This is a genomic window from Wolbachia endosymbiont of Armadillidium arcangelii (assembly GCF_040207875.1).
GTDB lineage: Bacteria > Pseudomonadota > Alphaproteobacteria > Rickettsiales > Anaplasmataceae > Wolbachia.
The window spans coordinates 1,430,948-1,447,779 of the sequence record NZ_CP157942.1 but is presented as its reverse complement, the minus strand read 5'-3'; the positions used below and the strand labels follow the sequence as shown (position 1 = coordinate 1,447,779).

Genomic DNA, 16,832 nt, shown 5'->3' with positions numbered 1-16,832 from the left:
CATAATTGGTTAATGGTAAGTGACAAGCAAGCCTGTGAGTTTATTCTCTCTGGAAAATAGTAGTTGCGTGTATGCTGATTATAATGCAACTGCTCCAATGAGTAAAAATGTAAAAAAAAGTATATTTGAGGTTTTGTCAAAACAAACACTAAATCCATCATCGCTGCATAAAAGAGGACAAGAAGCGAGGAAGATTCTTAAAGATGCAAGAGATAACGTACGTGATGCTCTTGGCGTTCCAGATGATAAAGAAATAGTTTTTACATCTGGTGCAACTGAAGCGAATAACCTCGTCATGAGAGGAATAGCAGGTTATCTGCATGTAATTTCAGCTATAGAGCATCCTTCAATTCTTAATTCTGCATGTAATCCACATATAATACCCGTTAATCAAGAGAGTATTATTGACTTTTTAGAGCTAGAGAAAATTCTAAGCGAACTTAAAGGAAATAAAGCAATAGTTTCAGTTATAATGGCAAATAACGAAACCGGAGTTATTCAACCTATTGAGGAGATAGCTGAAATAGCACACAAATTTGGAGCAATTTGCCACACTGACGCTGCTCAAAGTGTTGGGAAAATTGAAGTGAATATGGAAGATTTAGGAGTGGATTTACTTACTTTATCTGCCCACAAATTTGGTGGTATAGCAGGTAGTGGAGTTTTAATATTTGACAAAAAGCTTGTAATAGAACCTATTATAATAGGTGGTGGGCAAGAAAAAGGATTGCGTGGTGGTACAGAAAATATTGTCGCAATCGCAGGTCTTTCTGCTGCATTGCAAAACATTCCAGATCTTCTATCAAAAATGGATGAAGTAGAGAAGCTGCGTGATCAATTGGAGTGTGAGTTATTAAGTCTTGTCAGTGATATCAAGATCTTTGGCAAAAATTCTAAAAGGTTGCCAAACACAAGTTTTATTTATATGCCGGGAGTGAAGAATGATTTGCAGCTCATGCATTTTGACTTAAATAATATTGCAGTCAGCAATGGTTCTGCATGTTCTTCTGGAAAAGTTGGGCCTTCTCATGTTTTGCTTGCAATGGGAGCAACAAAAGAGCAAGCAGAGTGTTCAATTAGAATCAGTATAGGTCCAAAGGTTACCCCGCGAGACATAGAAAAAATAGTGGATTGTTGGTGTAGTATCTATAAGAAGAATGCCTTAGTAAATGCAAAAACTACTTTCACCATTCCTCTTAAATCATAATTAAAGGGGATGGTAAAAATAATTTCTATTGGCTGGGGTTATTATAATAGTTACACGCTACCAGAAACTGGCTTGCTTATAGTTATGCAAGAAATTCTCTAATTGCGTACCAGTCAACTTGATTCTCACAGATACCACTGCTGTTATATGTCTTATAAATTACTAACAGTCCAAAACCTTTAACTATTTACACATCAGTATTGATAATTGTCCATTTTTTCTCCTGGGAACTCCGCTATTTAATTGCAATTGCAGTATATCATTTTATACTTGATAAAAACGCTGTATTGTATTATAATGTATCATCAAGAGATAATAAAGGAGTTACATTTATGCCTTATATGAGAAATGAACAAGATATTCGCTCTCAAGGCGTTTATTATAGCGCTGGGCTCAGAAGTTACCTAACTAAAGTATATAATTATATGGCTTTAGCTTTGGGCATTACAGGACTTGTTGCGTTCTTAACGGTATTTTCTGGTTTTTTTTCGGTGATCTATTCTAATCCCGTTCTATCGCTTGTAATAGCGTTCTCTCCAGTTGCATTGGTGTTTTATATGTCTTTTAGGATTCAACACTTAAGTGCTCAGTCCACAGTTACTATATTTTTCTTATTTTCAGTCTTAATGGGGCTTTCCCTATCTTATGTTTTTGTAGTTTATACTTCAGAAAATATAGCAAGGGCGTTTTTCATTACATCGATCATGTTTGGCTCTATGGCTTTATATGGTAATACTACCAAAAGAGATCTTACAAGTATGGGCTCTTTTTTGGTTATGGGAGTCTGGGGGTTAATCATTGCATCTATAGTTAATCTGTTTCTTGGAAGCAGTCCTCTCTACTTTGCAATATCGTTTGTATCAGTGGTAGTGTTTACTTTAATGACCGCATACGATGCTCAAAGAATCAAAGATGTTTATTATAGGTATAATGATGGCTCAGAAGTTGCAACCACTAAGCTGGCAATACTTGGTGCAACTAATCTTTACTTTGACTTCATCAATATATTCCTCAATTTACTCAGGTTACTTAACTTGTTCAACAATAAGGATTAGATGTTTTCCTTTTTAAGGGGAAGCAATAAGAGTTCTATAGTTTTCCTCCTAATATCTTTAGTGGTATTGATGCTGTGTCTTGCATATGCTTCGGTACCATTATATAGTATTTTTTGCAAAGCTACTGGATATGGTGGCACAACGAGAAAAGCAACTAATGCAACAATAAGCGCAACTGACCAAAAAATCAGGGTTCACCTTAATGCTGATATAATGTCCGGTCTGCCTTGGGAATTTAAATCAGAAACTAACTACATCGATACAAATATAGGGCAACAAAGTTTAGTGTTTTATTATGCAGAAAATTTATCTGACCAGCCTTCATTTGGAATGGCAGTATATAATGTCACACCTTTTAAAGCAGGTAAATATTTCAATAAAGTTGCATGCTTTTGTTTTGAAGAGCAAATGCTGCTACCAAAACAAAAAGCGGCTATGCCTGTATCCTTTTACGTAGACCCTGAAATAATGCGTGACAATAGCACGAAAGATTTAAGTGAAATAACACTATCGTATACGTTTTTTAAGCTTAAATAACAAACCTTTTCCTATTGTGATTCAAACAACAGTTATACAATAGATCTATTGAATTGAGCAGGAGCTCTTATTTGCTTTTTGCGCACTGACTACTTGTGTCTCAGTGCTTGGTGTAATCAATTCCCATCCTTCATTATTTGCTTCACAAGCATTCCAACATTGAGCCAATTCCTTATTATTTTTTACAGAATTTGGCACTTCTATGTTGGGATTTTTTTCTAATGTATGCTTAATTAAAATCTTACAGCAATCTTCGCAGTTAATTGACTTATCTGTACCATATAATTTAGTAACGCAATCTAAAGCGGTATTTCCACCGTAGTGTTCATGTGGGCTATCATTTACCCCCGCTTCTATGAGAGCCTTTAACACGTCTGGAGAACGAATCAAAGCGCAGGCATGTAAATATCCTTTTTCGCTTTGCACGTTAGCCCCTGCTTTTATTAAAACTTGCGCTAGATTTGGTAAAACGCAAGGTTTGCAATTAATAGCAATAGAAAAGAGACTATCTACTGGAAAGCCATCATAGTCTTTCAAATCAAATTTGTGATTAATATCAAAACCTTTTTTTTTCCAAGAAGTGTATAAATATTTATAATAGTTTTCTTTGCTTGAAGTTCGCATTCCACTTTCTAGCCTTTCTTTTATTTTTTTTATTACATTACTAATATCTAAATCGTTATCTTCATCCACTTTGTACAACGCATTATGCAAAACACTATAAAGCCAAATTTTTCTATTCATTATAATTTATACCTTAAAACTATTAATATACGCTTATATAGTATATAAACTGTAAGTAACATTTTGCAAAATATTAATTGTTAGATAACATAATCAAAGTTTTTATCTTACATTCATCATGGTTAGAGCTATACAAATTAAAAAAACTGGAGGACCAGAAGTATTAGAATTTGTAGATAAGAACATAGGCGAGCCAAAAGGCGAGGAAGTTTTAGTACGTCACACAACTATCGGCTTAAATCGTTATGATTTAGAACACAGAAAAGGTATGCGCAAAATTAAAGATTTGCCATCAGCGCTTGGAGTGGAAGCAGTGGGAGTGATTGAAAAGCTTGGTAAAAAAATCAGTGATGGATTTAAGGTTGGAGACAGAGTTGGATATTCCACAGCTCCTCCAGGGGCATATTGTGAAAAGCGCATTATACATCAGAAATATCTGATAAAAATTCCAGATGATATATCTGATGAAGTTGCCGCTGCAGTGCTGTTTAAAGGTATGACAGCTCACTATTTAGTTAATCAATCTTATAAAATCAGGCCTGGTGCTTTTGTATTAGTTCATGGAGCTAATGGTGGTTTAGGACAAATAATATGCCAATGGGCAAAGGATAAAAAAGGTGTAGTGATAGGTTCTGTGAGCTCTAACGAAAAAATGAAGATAGCTTTACAAAGTGGCTGCGCATACGCAATAAACTATAATGATAAAGGCTTCGTTTCTAAAGTTATGGAAATTACGCAAAACAGAGGAGTAGGTGCAGTGTATGACCCTATAGGTTACGCTACAAGCAAGCTTTCTTTTGAATCTTTAGGCAGGTTCGGCATATACGTTTCCTATGGGCAGATATCAGGTAACGCTCCTATTAGTTTTTCTTTACTTAGTTCACGTTCGTTATTTGCAACTGGAACCTCAATATATCACTATAAGCATGATAGATTCACATTAGTGCTTACCACAATGGAAATCTTCGAGATGCTAAGAAAAAAAATTTTAACTGTACGGATCAATAAAAAATATAAATTTGATGAAATAATTCAAGCCCATCGCGATATGGAAAATAGAAAAGCAAGCGGGCTGAATATCATCAAAGTCTCTTAAATAAATTAATAGTTAAAATCAACCATTCATTAAATTATATCAACTAGAATTTCACATGGTTAATTCTCTTTTGGGAGAGTTAAAAGTATACAGCTGTAGCTAAACTGACTGAGATTTACCGACAAGTTTGAAAAACTACAAACTTGTCATTCCGCTACTCGTTAGTGGTACAGTAGTACAATGTCTTAGCTATAGATATTATGCTTACAGTAGTTTCAAAAGAAGCTGAGTAGATAAGTTGTATTTTAAGCTAGATTTGATATCTCATCTAACATTATAAGTATTATCACTTCAATAACATATGGAGCTGTTATTTTCCTTTTAAATGAATGCTTTTCTCCACCATAACAAGTTAGTTCATTTGATGCGGGTGTGGAAGTTGATGGTGTGTAGGTCGTGTTCCTAGCACTAATCATTGGCCAATTCTTTCCATCTAAGAATCATTTCGTTGGCTTGCCTCAATGTTTCAATAGAAGGCAAGTCTTCTGTGCTGAGTGGTAGTCGGACAGTTTTGTGTTCTATGAGCCCAATATCATGCAGGAGTGCTTTAGTAGGTATTGGATTGCTGGCAGCAAATAGAGCTTTGCAAGCTTGTTGCCAACTATCTGCCTGAGAGTCCTTGCCACTCATACATTGCTTAACATATTCATGTACTACACGTGGCCAAACATTGGCAGCAACAGAAACTAGACCAGCCGCACCATAAGCTGCCATATCAGATATCATATTATCATCTCCACAAAACACCTCAATATTTAGTGCAACTTTCTTATACTCAATTAAAGTATCAACAGTTCCACTTGAATCTTTTATAGCCCAAAATTTTTCATGGCTGGATAAGTTACGTACAGTTTCAGTATTAAGACTCACTCCTGCTCTTGATGGAATATTGTAAAGCATGGCTGGCACATGTGCTTTTTTAAGCAGCTTTTCAAACCATAAAGTCTGCCCCATAATTCCGGGCTTTGCATAAATGGGAGTTGTCATTAGATAGCCGTGAATAGGCATACCCTTGCAAAAATCAAGCCATTCAAGAGTTTGATATAGATTCACTCCTGGTACACCAATTATAATTTTCGTATTTGATTTTAGCTCACATACAAATTCAACTAATGTACGCTTTTCAGAATCAGTAAGCGATAAGCTTTCACCTGTGCTACCCAGTAACACTACACCATTTTCAGCTTCAGCTTGTATTGTAAGTAAACGCTGCAAACTTTGGTAATCTATGCTATTTCCATTGTAATTAAAAGGAGTAACACAAGCAGTCCATAAAAATGTAGATTTCAATTGAAGTTATTAAAATGGTATTTCATCATCAATTAGTTCCTCTTTTATATCGCTGTCAAAACTTCTGTGTTTATCTTTTTGTTCTGTTTCATTTTGTTTGTATTCACTTGGCTTGTAATCAGAGTTTGACACACCGTTTCGTGAATCTAAAAGGGTAAGGGCACTATTAAAGTTATATAGCACCACCTCTGTCGTATACCTTTCACTACCATTTTGGTCAGTCCATTTTCTAGTTCTTAGAGAACCTTCAACGTAAACTTTACTACCTTTGCGCGCAAAATCTTTAACAATCTTTACTAACCCTTCACTAAAAACTACAATATTATGCCATTCTGTTTTTTCAGAACGCATACCAGAAAATTTGTCAGTCCAGCTTTCAGATGTGGCTATCGAAAAACTTGCCATCTCTTTCCCATTTTGTGTAGTCCTAATTTCAGGATCTTTTCCTAAATTACCAACTAATATGACTTTATTTATAGTACCACTAGACATAATTATGCTTTAAAGTAAATCTCTTTATTATCTTATGTGGAAGTATTATTGTCAAATTTAATTAAAAACGCGCTTAGAGGGATTTGAACCCACGACCTTTGCCTCCGGAGGGCAACGCTCTATCCAACTGAGCTACAAGCGCAAATATATTAGATTATTTAATAGATAAACTATCTAAATCAAATTTTTGTTCTGGATAAAGCGTAAACATAATACTCCCATGCACAAAATATACATTTTTAGAATTACTCATCCGTTCCTTTGTTGCCTTTTGATCTACAGCCCATGAAAAAGTTACATAATTCTCAGTCACTGAGTGTACTTTTAAATCTTTAGTATTTATAAATAGCTTCCCATTTACCCATATTTTCCATGTATTTGAAGAAAAGTATAAAATTGAATCTAAACTGACTACTTTACAATTGAAACTTTCCTCTTTTGCAATTTCTGAAGGCTGTAAGTTAAACTTTTCCATCTCACTAACTATTCTATCGACCTGCTCTTCATCAAAAAAAATACTTTTTATGTTACCATATTGCGACAAAGTACTCTCTGTTGCCTCTTTTATTATGCTGTCTCGATCTGTATAATAATTGTTGATAAAAAAACACTCATTTGCACGCAAATTTGCTATATCAATAAAGTCATTTATTTCTTGATTTCCAACTTTTAAAATACTTTTCAAGTACTTCTTTTCTATAATCATTCCATCATTAGAATGATGACAGACCATTTCATCATTGCCTTGTCTTTCTATATATACACATAAATTTTCACTATTTAACCCTAATATTTTATGCTCAATAAAATCCTCATTACTGATATATTGTCGGCAAGAATACTTCTTACAAGTTCCTATGCTTTCTGTAAGATCTTCACAATTACAATATGCACTAACATTGAAAAATATCAGCGTAAAAATAAAAAATAGCTTTATATTCATCTACTTAATATGGTATACCAATCAAAAATTATATTAGCTCTTACTAACTCTATCATATTACCACTTAAAATCTGATTTATATCTGCAGCATCAATATTTCTCTGCTTATTTAAAATAAGAGATTTGATCATAACATAACCAGGCAAATTTGGAATAGACTGTAGAAATAAAAAAATATGCTTATCGCTGATTGAGCTTAAATTTAGGACCACTTCACTTTTTATTATTTTTGTGCGTTTACTTTTGCTGTAGAGCTCAGTTTCTTCAGGTATAGAGATTGATATTTCAGGTTCTAATATGTAGTATCTTTTGTATAGCTTGTTAAGCTCAAAATTTAAGTTTGCAATATATTTACTACTATGTAAATTTGAAGAAGAAATTCTTTTCCATGAATCTAGATTTTTATTTAGAATGATTTCTTTTTTTTGAATTTCAGTAATCTGTAAGTTAATAGAACGTATTTCCTCAACCGCGGTTTGATTTTTATTATAAACCTTCTTGTTATAGATAAAAAAGCATGTTGATAACCCTATTAATACAGTAGATAATAATAAGTAAGATATAAACTGAATTGTAGCTTTTCTTTTTAATTGAGAGATAGTCATTAATCTACATTGCCTCTCCTATTTCAACATCAATAGATAGGTTTTGCTCTTTAGTAGGAGGTAAGCTAGAAATATTAATGTCATAGGTACGAAAATTATCGTTTAAATTTTTTTGTAGTTTCTCGTATTGATAAGAAATATTTTTACCGGATTGAAAATCAAACCTTAAAGTTGTGGTAATATAACTTTTTGCCTCATTATAATTCCATTCAAATGATCGAAGTTCGATACCTGGTACTTTTAACTTTTCTACATACTTAACTTGTGTAAGAGGAGAGTATTCTATTTTTGATAAAATATTATTGATATTAATAAAATCGTAAATTTCATCTATTTTTTTTACATTATAGCTTTGGCTAAGTTTTATTAGTTGGTTATTTAAGGTGCTCTGCTTTGCGGATAAATTATCAGCGACATTGAAGTTTGAATACAAATTTAGCAAACAAAGGGCGTTAATTACAACTAAAACCAGGGCGAAGTATAGAAAAATTCGAGAAGAGTTTAAATAAAGGTAATTGAATAGATAAAATTCTTTAGTTTCCTTTGTATTAAAAATAGCTGCTAATTTATTCTTAAAGCTATGAAACAAAATTATGGTATCGCAAAAGTTATCTTTTTCACTTATAGCTAGTTCTGCTCCTAATAGTTTGCCTAACTCATATGGAGTTAATATGTTCACACTGTTCTCTGAAAAATTTATGACTGATAAACTAGCTTTAATATCTTCTGACACTATGATGCAAAGGTCGATAGGGTTATTTTTTTCAAACCTAAACTTAGTTAGGGATCGAATAGTATCTTGCACTTCCTGATATATTCCACCAGCAATAATTCCTGGTAAATTATCATTAGTAAATGGTACTAAACGCGTAAATACCATTTTATTCTCTTTAAGAACCACTTGTCTATAGCCTCCCGTTTTAGTTGCAGCAACTATAATTTTCCAATTACTGGGATCTTTATGTAGAATCTTTTTTGTTATATTACTTATTTCTATAGGAAACATTAATATTCCCTTAAAGTTGGAGCCTATCTCAATAAACACATTCAACCAATATTCTACTAAATGCTTTGCTTTTGATGAAACAAGAAGATAGCACCAGTTTTGATTGAATTTGTTTGGCTTCTCAACCAAAAAAACTGAACTTATGTCATTATTACGAGAAAAATGCTCCATCTTTGTTTTTGCTGATAGATAGGCGCTAATCTTGTTTGCCCTTGTAATAAACTGTAGCGAGTAATTTTGATCTGCATGATTAAGTACCAGGTATAAAGGTGCTTTTTTATCTGACGAAAGACATGAAATTAAATCAGAAACTGCTTTATCGTTTTTGCCCTTAACAAAATACCTTTTATTTAAAGTGTTATTTTTAAAATATAGTAACATTATGCCTTCTTCTCCGATAGAAAGCATAAACTTACTTTTGGATTTTGACCCAAACATATTAACAAAGTGTATACTTATCTAGAATTAAAAAGGTAATGTATTGAAATTCATTAAACATTAGAGGGAAATATTATTATGAATTTTCACAGCAACATTATTTATATTATAAATTTTTGATAAAATTAGTAGTAATATTAACCCATTTATATGACGAAGGTTTTTTATATTTTAGTATTCCCCTGTAGGATTTTCTTACCTTAAGGCGAAGGTATACTAGACATAACTTAACCTGACAAACAAGAATTAACTATATATCAGCTTGATATTTTCTTTTCCAACAGACTGAAATTTGAGTTGAACTAAAGGCTTGGTTTGACGCACTTTGTTGCACATTACCATTTAGTACACTTAAACTGAACATTTTCAGTGAACCCATCTGGCATAACTGAAACTTTTGTATTCATATTTATTTTTAAGTAATTTACTAATTCATCAACTAATATGTCAGGAGCAGAAGCACCTGCAGTAATTCCTATCTTTTCTACGCCTTGAAACCAGCTTTTATTCACACAGCTATAATTATCAATCAAGTAGGCTTTTTTTCCTCTTGCAGTGCACAGATCTAATAAGCGGTTTGAATTTGAACTATTTTTACTTCCTACAACTAATACCATGTCTACAATTTCAGCTAGCTTTTTAACAGCATTTTGTCTGTTTTGCGTTGCATAGCATATGTCCTTTAAATCTGGACCTATTATATTTGGAAATCTGAGCTTTAGAGCAGCAATAATTTCATGGGTATCATCGATGCTTAATGTGGTTTGTGTAACATAAGACAAATTATCTGGATCTTTAACCTTTAAATCATATACATCCTGCAAAGTTTGTACTAAAGTGATAGGATTGTTTACTCTTCCCCTAATTCCCTTAACTTCTGGATGGTTTTCATGCCCAATGAGAATTAATTCTTTACCACTATTTTCATACCTTTTTGCCTCTTTATGCACTTTGCTGACTAAAGGACATGTTGCATCAATCACTTGAATACCCTTTCTTTTTGCCTTATCTTCTATATTTTTTGATACTCCGTGCGCGCTGAAGATCAGTATTCCTCCATTATCTTCAATTTCCTCGATACTGTTCACAAAAACCACTCCTTGTCTCTTAAAGTCCTCTACTATATATTTATTGTGAACAATTTCGTGTAGCACATAAACTTGGCACTTGTTTTTGTATTTTTCTAAAGTAATAGCTAATATGTCCACAGCTCTTTTTACCCCGGCACAAAAACCTCGCGGCTCAGCTAAGATAATTTCCATTTTTGTCAAATCAAGTAAATATGCAAGCATTACTTAAAAATAAGCTCCGCTCACTGTGTTTTATAGTACCATTATTTACGTTTTATATAATAATTATTTTTCGCATATTCTCTTTAACATTTGATCAACCTACTACTTCAGAAAATTTTAGAAAAGATAATACAGTATATAAACAACTTGATATTTTAGATAGAAATGGAGTGGTAATAGCAACAAATGTGCCCACAACATCACTATATACAGATGCAACCAAAGTAAAGAATCCGGAAAGTATAGCAGCACAACTGTGTTCTATTTTGAATGATCTTGAATACGAGAACTTATATAGAGTACTTACTTCAGAAAAGAAATTTGCTTGGATAAAGCGGCACTTGACTCCAAAAGAACTGTTAGTAATAAAAAATGCCGGCGTGCCAGGAATAAATTTCTATAACGATGTAAAACGTATATATCCTCACAGCAATTTATTTTCACACGTTCTTGGTTACACTGACATAGATGGCAACGGTATTGCAGGAGTTGAGGCATATATAAGTAAAAACAATGAGCAAGAAAACCCATACTTAGATACACGAGTATAGTGCATAAAGAGCTAACTATAAAGCTGTAAGCAGATATCAGGCACTCGGCGGAGTAAGAATTGTTTTAAATGTGAGAAATAGTGAAGTCATTTCGATGGTCAGTCTACCTGATTTTAACCCCAACCTACAGAATAAGGCAGAAGACGTACAAAAGTTTAATCGCACCAGTCTTGGGGTGTATGAGATGGGATCGGTGCTAAAATTCTTTACAATAGCCGCAGCGCTTGATGCAAACGTTACAAAAACTAGCGATTTATATGATGTATCAACACCAATCACCATTGGAAAGTATAAAATTCAGGATTTTCACAAATCTAAAATTCCAAAAATTACTGCGCAAGATATATTTGTAAAATCATTCAACATTGGTGCAGCGAAAATTGCAGTCAAATTAAGCATTGAAAAACAAGTAGAATACTTTAAAGCTATGAAGCTATTTTCTCCTTTAAAAATAGAAGTACCAGAAAAATCTACACCGATAATCCCGGATAAACGGAGTGAAAACACTTTAATAACAGCATCTTATGGTTATGGCATAGCTATAACTCCTATACATCTTGCACAAACTGCAGCAGCATTAATCAACAATGGGATATTTCATAACGCAACCTTGATGTTGAATAAAAGAAGTATAGGAGAGCAAATTATCTCAAGAAGAACCTCCAGGGAAATGAGAAAATTATTACGCGCAGCAGTAACAGATGGCACTGGCAGAAAAGCAAAAATAAAGGCATATTCAATAGGAGGAAAAACTGGATCGGCGGAAAAAGTTGTAGATGGTAAATATAGCAAAGATGCAAACATAGCGTCATTTATAGGAGTACTAACTATGCTTGACCCAAGGTATATAGTGCTAATTGCTATTGATGAACCTCAAGGAATGCACCACACCGGGGGAATAATTGCTGCGCCTATAGTAAAAAACATTATAAATAGAATAGCACCTATACTAAATGTTACACCTGAGATGTAAAATTATGATTGCTTTACTATAACTTCAAATCTATCATTACCAAAATCCTTATTAATATACCAAGAACCATCATCTTTAGTTACAAACTCAAGACCTTTAAGGTCTCTTTTTATTGTCTTTCCATTTTGACCATCAATAGCGATATTAATATCGAATGTAATAACGTCTAGATTTATCATAGCTTCTTTCCCGCTGCATGAATTTAGACTGAACTTGCCTAACATGACATCATTAAAACTCACTTCCCCTGTATAGACATCACACTGACCGTCCACACAATACGTAGTCTCAATATAGAAAAGGTCTGACATATAAAACACCTTGCGTTTATAAAAAAAGAGCTAAATATATATAGCTAGTGCAGCCCTACGCCACGCCACTATAGTTGTAAACCTAGAGCACTTTATCTATAATACAGCTAGGAATGTAAAATTCAACAGTTAATTGTGTAAGGAAGTCTAAATTACTATATCTTAGAGGAATGGCTGGGAATGTTCAAAAAAGCATAAGCGTCAAGTTAAGGAAATAAAGGTATGAAAGAGATAGAATAATAAGGTATAAGTTTTCCTGGATATATGAATGAGAGAACTTGCAATATAGCTTGCTTATAAAAAGACCTCAATGAATTCTTTAATGAAAAAGCAGACAAAATATCAATTGCAGTAGGTTTTATAAAAAGAAAGAGAAAACTTAATGGCTCATCATTCATAAAAGCTATGGTTTTTGGTAACATTAGGAGTTGATGATTGCAGCATAGAAACAATGTGCCAATTGCTAAATGAAGACTCGATAGAAATTACAAAACAGGGTTTAGGTTTAATAAAGAAGCAGTTGAGTTTATGAAACAAATGTATTTTATGTTTATTTAACTACGGATTGATTGCAAAATTTTACAGCAATTAGGAAGCGTTAAATTATTGGATAGCAGCTACATTAGCCTACCCGGTAGCATGGAAGATATGTACAAGGATAGCTATAGAGATTGTGAGAGTAATACCAAATCAAGAATAAAGCTACAGTTAGTCTTTGATTATCTGAATCAAGCGCTAGATAAATTAAATTTAATGGAGGTCAGATCAAGGTTATAGGGATTATCTTGAACAGCCAATGATTTTTTGATTTTGGCTACTTTGTGCCTAGTTCTTTTAAACAAATCAATGAAATAGGAGCTTTTTCATAAGTCGTTGATACCAACATATATGATAAATCAAAAAATAGAGCTATTGGAGTATTTGGAAGGTCAATTATCTTCAGAAAAAGATTAGGAAAGGAAGTAAAAATTCAGGTAAGAATTATATGTCAAAAACTAACAGTCTCTCCTAAGAAACTCCTTGAACTAACTCATCTTTTTTTACCAGGATATAGCCAAATTCAGAAGCTTTTTTACTCAGATTTTTCATAACCCTGTTTTGATAAAGTTTTTCGTAAGAATCAATTCCTTTTTCGACATACTCTTGTCCATACTTTAGCATATTATAAAAGATACATGCTAATTTCCTTGCCATAGCAGTGATCGCTTTTGGAGCTCCCAGTCGTTTTTTCCACTTTCTGCATTGTGAACCAAGAGCAGTATTACTTTTTGATACACATTGTGCAGCAAGCCGTAAGGCATTTGCAGCACGATTTACGACTTTACAAGTTTTCGTGCTAAACACTTTCTCTCCAGTGATTTTATTACCAGGACTCAGCCCCAACCAAGACGAAAATGTTGGCCATTTGTTATGGTTGATACCAGTCTCTGAGATTATGGTCTGTATACTTAGTACACTGAATCCTGGATCTAGTAAAATCTATCCCGATAACCCGGTATAATTCTTCATGCAAATTAAAGTTTGGATCATTTTTTTGCTTGCCTTGTGCTTTACTTGTTGATTTGCTCTCATCAGATTTTGTTTCAAATGTTTTATAGTAGCTTTCAACGCTTCTATCACATTCCTTTATTTGTTCCTGGAAAAAAGTATATGCTTCATATTCTTGCTTAAGTGTAAACAAGTGTTCCTCTCTGTAGTCATCGGTTAATGCCTTTACAATAGTAGATTTATCATTTCTTATTCGTCCATCCCTTAATTCAGCTAATTTTTCAGGATCTCTTTCACCTTCAATTATCGCTTCAATAATCCTAATACCTGTTACACCGTTAATATCACTAATTGCCTTATGTAACTGAATGTTCATCTGAATTAATGCCTTTTGCATGCGTTGAGTGTGTGTACTTGCGCTTCTGATTAGATTATTACGTTGTCTGACGTAGCCACGCAGTACGCAAATTTGATCATCTGGTCTAAATGATCCTTGGAGCAGTCCATAGCTATGTAACTGTTGCAACCACTGGCAATCTTGAACATCAGATTTTCTACCAGGTACATTTTTAATATGCCGCGCGTTTACTAATTTTACTTCAAATCCATATGATTCAAGTATTTGAAATAAAGGAATCCAATATACTCCCGTTGATTCCATAGCTACCGTTTTAATTTCACACTTCTTCAACCATTTTGCTAAGTTATGCAGATCCACTGTAAAACAACCAAACTTTTGGATATGTTGCTCATCTCTTCCTTCTGGAACACATACATAATGTACAGATGAGCCAATGTCTATTCCTGCCGCATTAGGGTTCATTACTTCCAACTTATTTTTTACTTTTGCCATTTTATACCTTTAGTATATAATTTATCATTGAAGAAGCGCTTCAGCTTGAGACGGTAAAATTAAGGCACTCTCCTAAACGAGGTAGTCTGAATAGACTCCATCAATGGTTTAACCGTCACCTTCAAAACCATGCTAACCAACGGGCACTGTGACACCATTGGGATATCGGTCATAACTGCAGAAGTGCTTCCTACGCAATTATACCAACAAATTACTAAAAACTTAAATTAGGGAGTTTCTTTTTGGTTTGACAGGTTTTGCCTGTTCGATGCTAACTATAATGATAATCAGATTTAGAATATGCGGAAGTAACTTTTTTTGACAATATAATGGAGTTTTACAGACAAATAACAAACACTAATTGTCTTACAATTGCAACACTACAGAAAATTATATTAACTTTCTGTAACAACACAAAAAATTTATGTCAGAAAGTAGGTTTTGCAATTATATCAATAGTGGTGGGATTGGTAGGACTCGAACCTACGACCAATTCGTTATGAGCGAACTGCTCTAACCGACTGAGCTACAATCCCTTTTATCAACACCTATAATACACACAAAAGGAAATTTGTCTACTCGCTTATTTCACTATCAACCCAACTTTGCAAATCATTTGGTGCACCAATTTTACGTGCAATTTCCTTACCATCTTGAAATATGATTAAAGTAGGTATAGATTGAACTCCATACTTACTTGGCACCTCAGTTTCTCCATCTATGTCGAACTTGCAGATCTTGATCTTGCCTTTTCTATCCTTGGCTAATTGCTCAATACGTGGCATCAGACTTTTGCATGGCCCGCACCATTCTGCCCAAAAATCTACCAGAACTAACCCTTTATAGTCAGTGACTTCAGATTTGAAATTTTGATCATTTACCGCTTTAATATCATCACTCATAAAATACCTAAATTTTTGTAAAATATATCCTATCAATTAGCAGCTAATCAACTAAATTCTTTTGAACTGAAGTGTTTTGCATAAAATGATTACATTTGATGGTTAAAGATATCTACATTTCCCCAACCCATTAAGTCTAGCTCAATACGAGTAGAAAGAAATTCAAAGCACTTTTGGGCCAACTCTTTTCTGTTTTCACGTTTCAGCATTGAGTCTAGCTTTTCCTTTATTCTATGGAGATATAAAACATCAGATGCAGCATAACTTTTTTGCTTGTCTGTTAAATTTTCATTTCCCCAATCAGAAGATTGCTGTTGCTTGTTTAGTTTGGTATCAAGCAGTTCTAAGCACAATTCTTTTAAGCTATGATTATCTGTGTAAGTGCGAACTAAACGTGAGGCTATTTTCGTGCAATAGCACGGCAGTGCCCAAGTTTTTAAGTAATAATGTATTATGCTTACATCAAACCGCGCAAAGTGAAAGATTTTGGTTATATTTTTATCCTCTAATATTTTTCTCAAATTTGGAGCTGTATAATCGTTTTTGAATTGAATCAAATGAGCGTTGCCATCATCAAAAGAGAGCTGCACAAGGCATAATCTGTCTCTGCTATGAAGTAGCCCCATTGCCTCTGTATCAACAGCTATAGACCTTATACCATCTGGTATTGCACTAGCTGGCAGGTCGTCTTTATATACAAATATTCTCATAAATTTAATATATTGCATGGCACATATGATAACAAAAAATGTGTCTTAAGTATACGAAAAGATCATAGAAGGTTGTCTCCCACATTTTTCATATACGTGGGGTTTACAAATTGTGACATGCACCTATAATCAAAATAAGCAGAATTTAACTGCGGGAGTAGCTCAGTTGGTAGAGCGCAACCTTGCCAAGGTTGAGGTCGAGGGTTCGAATCCCTTCTCCCGCTTTTTTTTCAACATAAAAAAATTACTTCACTTATCCAACTAATCTAGCTATACTAAAAATAGCTAAAAGCTTTTTAGAAAATAAGGGGTTATATGAAAAAAAAGAAAAAAATAGTG

Annotated in this window: 17 protein-coding genes, 3 tRNA genes and 2 pseudogenes; 8 read left to right on the top strand and 14 right to left on the bottom strand. The window is 33.6% G+C overall.

The genetic code is table 11. The features are described from left to right. Nucleotides 1-19 precede the first annotated feature (19 nt). From ABLO99_RS07390 to ABLO99_RS07380, 3 genes are all read left to right on the top strand, one after another. Complete coding sequence (locus ABLO99_RS07390) at nt 20-1,207, top strand: cysteine desulfurase family protein (RefSeq protein WP_349967438.1); 1,188 nt, start codon at nt 20-22, stop codon at nt 1,205-1,207. A gap of 332 nt (nt 1,208-1,539) precedes the next feature. Beyond that, nucleotides 1,540-2,262, top strand: coding sequence for a Bax inhibitor-1/YccA family protein (locus tag ABLO99_RS07385; RefSeq protein ID WP_047759216.1), 723 nt, complete (start codon nt 1,540-1,542; stop codon nt 2,260-2,262). Next, nucleotides 2,263-2,799, top strand: a complete 537-nt coding sequence (locus ABLO99_RS07380; protein ID WP_047759217.1) for a cytochrome c oxidase assembly protein — start codon at nt 2,263-2,265, stop codon at nt 2,797-2,799. It begins immediately after the preceding gene. Nucleotides 2,800-2,844: 45 nt separating this feature from the next. On the opposite strand, the gene ABLO99_RS07375 is transcribed toward ABLO99_RS07380, so the two are convergent. Then, nucleotides 2,845-3,543 (bottom strand): ankyrin repeat domain-containing protein, encoded by a 699-nt coding sequence (locus ABLO99_RS07375; RefSeq protein WP_047759218.1) that lies wholly within the window; start codon nt 3,541-3,543, stop codon nt 2,845-2,847. A gap of 118 nt (nt 3,544-3,661) precedes the next feature. Between ABLO99_RS07375 and ABLO99_RS07370 the strand changes: the two genes are divergently transcribed. Continuing rightward, on the top strand, nt 3,662-4,639 hold the full coding sequence (locus tag ABLO99_RS07370; protein ID WP_047759219.1) for a quinone oxidoreductase family protein: 978 nt from the start codon (nt 3,662-3,664) through the stop codon (nt 4,637-4,639). 245 nt (nt 4,640-4,884) lie between these two features. Here the strand turns inward: ABLO99_RS07370 and ABLO99_RS07365 are convergent, their stop codons facing one another. From ABLO99_RS07365 to ispH, 8 genes are all read right to left on the bottom strand, one after another. Then, nucleotides 4,885-5,055, bottom strand: a complete 171-nt coding sequence (locus tag ABLO99_RS07365) for a hypothetical protein (protein ID WP_153295520.1) — start codon at nt 5,053-5,055, stop codon at nt 4,885-4,887. Further along, a complete protein-coding gene (dapA, locus tag ABLO99_RS07360) occupies nt 5,048-5,929 on the bottom strand; it encodes a 4-hydroxy-tetrahydrodipicolinate synthase (protein WP_349967435.1) in 882 nt (293 codons plus the stop codon). Before dapA ends, ABLO99_RS07365 begins: the two co-directional genes overlap by 8 nt. A 9-nt stretch (nt 5,930-5,938) precedes the next feature. Then, nucleotides 5,939-6,421 (bottom strand): single-stranded DNA-binding protein, encoded by a 483-nt coding sequence (gene ssb, locus ABLO99_RS07355; protein WP_349967434.1) that lies wholly within the window; start codon nt 6,419-6,421, stop codon nt 5,939-5,941. 68 nt (nt 6,422-6,489) lie between these two features. Next, nucleotides 6,490-6,563 (bottom strand) — tRNA-Arg (locus ABLO99_RS07350). 12 nt (nt 6,564-6,575) lie between these two features. Beyond that, entirely contained in the window at nt 6,576-7,364 is a 789-nt protein-coding gene (locus tag ABLO99_RS07345) for a hypothetical protein (RefSeq protein ID WP_349967433.1), read from the bottom strand. After that, nucleotides 7,361-7,969, bottom strand: a complete 609-nt coding sequence (locus ABLO99_RS07340; protein ID WP_349967431.1) for a hypothetical protein — start codon at nt 7,967-7,969, stop codon at nt 7,361-7,363. Before ABLO99_RS07340 ends, ABLO99_RS07345 begins: the two co-directional genes overlap by 4 nt. A gap of 4 nt (nt 7,970-7,973) precedes the next feature. Continuing rightward, complete coding sequence (locus ABLO99_RS07335; protein ID WP_349967430.1) at nt 7,974-9,413, bottom strand: hypothetical protein; 1,440 nt, start codon at nt 9,411-9,413, stop codon at nt 7,974-7,976. Nucleotides 9,414-9,748: 335 nt separating this feature from the next. Further along, nucleotides 9,749-10,675, bottom strand: coding sequence for a 4-hydroxy-3-methylbut-2-enyl diphosphate reductase (ispH, locus tag ABLO99_RS07330; protein ID WP_349968515.1), 927 nt, complete (start codon nt 10,673-10,675; stop codon nt 9,749-9,751). Between the two features lie 20 nt (nt 10,676-10,695). Here ispH and ABLO99_RS07325 point away from each other — a divergent pair, with 20 nt between their 5' ends. After that, nucleotides 10,696-11,256: a hypothetical protein gene (locus ABLO99_RS07325; RefSeq protein WP_349967427.1), complete on the top strand. Its 561-nt coding sequence runs from the start codon at nt 10,696-10,698 to the stop codon at nt 11,254-11,256. Between the two features lie 94 nt (nt 11,257-11,350). Then, nucleotides 11,351-12,229 (top strand): penicillin-binding transpeptidase domain-containing protein, encoded by an 879-nt coding sequence (locus ABLO99_RS07320; protein ID WP_238580393.1) that lies wholly within the window; start codon nt 11,351-11,353, stop codon nt 12,227-12,229. 2 nt (nt 12,230-12,231) lie between these two features. On the opposite strand, the gene ABLO99_RS07315 is transcribed toward ABLO99_RS07320, so the two are convergent. Further along, nucleotides 12,232-12,540 (bottom strand): hypothetical protein, encoded by a 309-nt coding sequence (locus ABLO99_RS07315; RefSeq protein WP_349967425.1) that lies wholly within the window; start codon nt 12,538-12,540, stop codon nt 12,232-12,234. Between the two features lie 300 nt (nt 12,541-12,840). Between ABLO99_RS07315 and ABLO99_RS07310 the strand changes: the two are divergent. Further along, nucleotides 12,841-13,541, top strand: a pseudogene (locus ABLO99_RS07310) (IS4 family transposase); the annotation flags it as partial. A gap of 7 nt (nt 13,542-13,548) precedes the next feature. Here the strand turns inward: ABLO99_RS07310 and ABLO99_RS07305 are convergent. The 4 genes and pseudogenes from ABLO99_RS07305 to ABLO99_RS07290 form a co-directional block, all read right to left on the bottom strand. Next, nucleotides 13,549-14,881 (bottom strand): annotated as a pseudogene (locus tag ABLO99_RS07305) (IS110 family transposase). Nucleotides 14,882-15,340: 459 nt separating this feature from the next. Continuing rightward, nucleotides 15,341-15,417: transfer RNA gene (locus tag ABLO99_RS07300), tRNA-Ile, on the bottom strand. A gap of 39 nt (nt 15,418-15,456) precedes the next feature. Beyond that, entirely contained in the window at nt 15,457-15,783 is a 327-nt protein-coding gene (gene trxA, locus ABLO99_RS07295) for a thioredoxin (protein ID WP_047759228.1), read from the bottom strand. Between the two features lie 89 nt (nt 15,784-15,872). Then, nucleotides 15,873-16,493 carry a ribonuclease H-like domain-containing protein gene (locus ABLO99_RS07290; protein WP_349967423.1) on the bottom strand — a complete coding sequence of 207 codons (621 nt, stop codon included), beginning with the start codon at nt 16,491-16,493 and terminating at the stop codon, nt 15,873-15,875. A 151-nt stretch (nt 16,494-16,644) separates the two neighbouring features. Here ABLO99_RS07290 and ABLO99_RS07285 point away from each other — a divergent pair. Beyond that, nucleotides 16,645-16,717 (top strand) — tRNA-Gly (locus ABLO99_RS07285). The last annotated feature ends 115 nt before the right edge of the window (nt 16,718-16,832 follow it).

What these genes read in the sequence shown, in the direction of transcription:
- ABLO99_RS07385 (WP_047759216.1), top strand. Translation starts at nt 1,540, where the DNA reads ATGCCTTATATGAGAAATGAACAAGATATTCGCTCTCAAGGCGTTTAT.
- ABLO99_RS07380 (WP_047759217.1), top strand. Translation starts at nt 2,263, where the DNA reads ATGTTTTCCTTTTTAAGGGGAAGCAATAAGAGTTCTATAGTTTTCCTC.
- ABLO99_RS07375 (WP_047759218.1), bottom strand. Translation starts at nt 3,543, where the DNA reads ATGAATAGAAAAATTTGGCTTTATAGTGTTTTGCATAATGCGTTGTAC.
- ABLO99_RS07370 (WP_047759219.1), top strand. Translation starts at nt 3,662, where the DNA reads ATGGTTAGAGCTATACAAATTAAAAAAACTGGAGGACCAGAAGTATTA.
- ABLO99_RS07365 (WP_153295520.1), bottom strand. Translation starts at nt 5,055, where the DNA reads ATGATTAGTGCTAGGAACACGACCTACACACCATCAACTTCCACACCC.
- ssb (WP_349967434.1), bottom strand. Translation starts at nt 6,421, where the DNA reads ATGTCTAGTGGTACTATAAATAAAGTCATATTAGTTGGTAATTTAGGA.
- ABLO99_RS07345 (WP_349967433.1), bottom strand. Translation starts at nt 7,364, where the DNA reads ATGAATATAAAGCTATTTTTTATTTTTACGCTGATATTTTTCAATGTT.
- ABLO99_RS07340 (WP_349967431.1), bottom strand. Translation starts at nt 7,969, where the DNA reads ATGACTATCTCTCAATTAAAAAGAAAAGCTACAATTCAGTTTATATCT.
- ABLO99_RS07335 (WP_349967430.1), bottom strand. Translation starts at nt 9,413, where the DNA reads ATGTTTGGGTCAAAATCCAAAAGTAAGTTTATGCTTTCTATCGGAGAA.
- ispH (WP_349968515.1), bottom strand. Translation starts at nt 10,675, where the DNA reads ATGGAAATTATCTTAGCTGAGCCGCGAGGTTTTTGTGCCGGGGTAAAA.
- ABLO99_RS07325 (WP_349967427.1), top strand. Translation starts at nt 10,696, where the DNA reads ATGCAAGCATTACTTAAAAATAAGCTCCGCTCACTGTGTTTTATAGTA.
- ABLO99_RS07320 (WP_238580393.1), top strand. Translation starts at nt 11,351, where the DNA reads ATGGTCAGTCTACCTGATTTTAACCCCAACCTACAGAATAAGGCAGAA.
- ABLO99_RS07315 (WP_349967425.1), bottom strand. Translation starts at nt 12,540, where the DNA reads ATGTCAGACCTTTTCTATATTGAGACTACGTATTGTGTGGACGGTCAG.
- trxA (WP_047759228.1), bottom strand. Translation starts at nt 15,783, where the DNA reads ATGAGTGATGATATTAAAGCGGTAAATGATCAAAATTTCAAATCTGAA.
- ABLO99_RS07290 (WP_349967423.1), bottom strand. Translation starts at nt 16,493, where the DNA reads ATGAGAATATTTGTATATAAAGACGACCTGCCAGCTAGTGCAATACCA.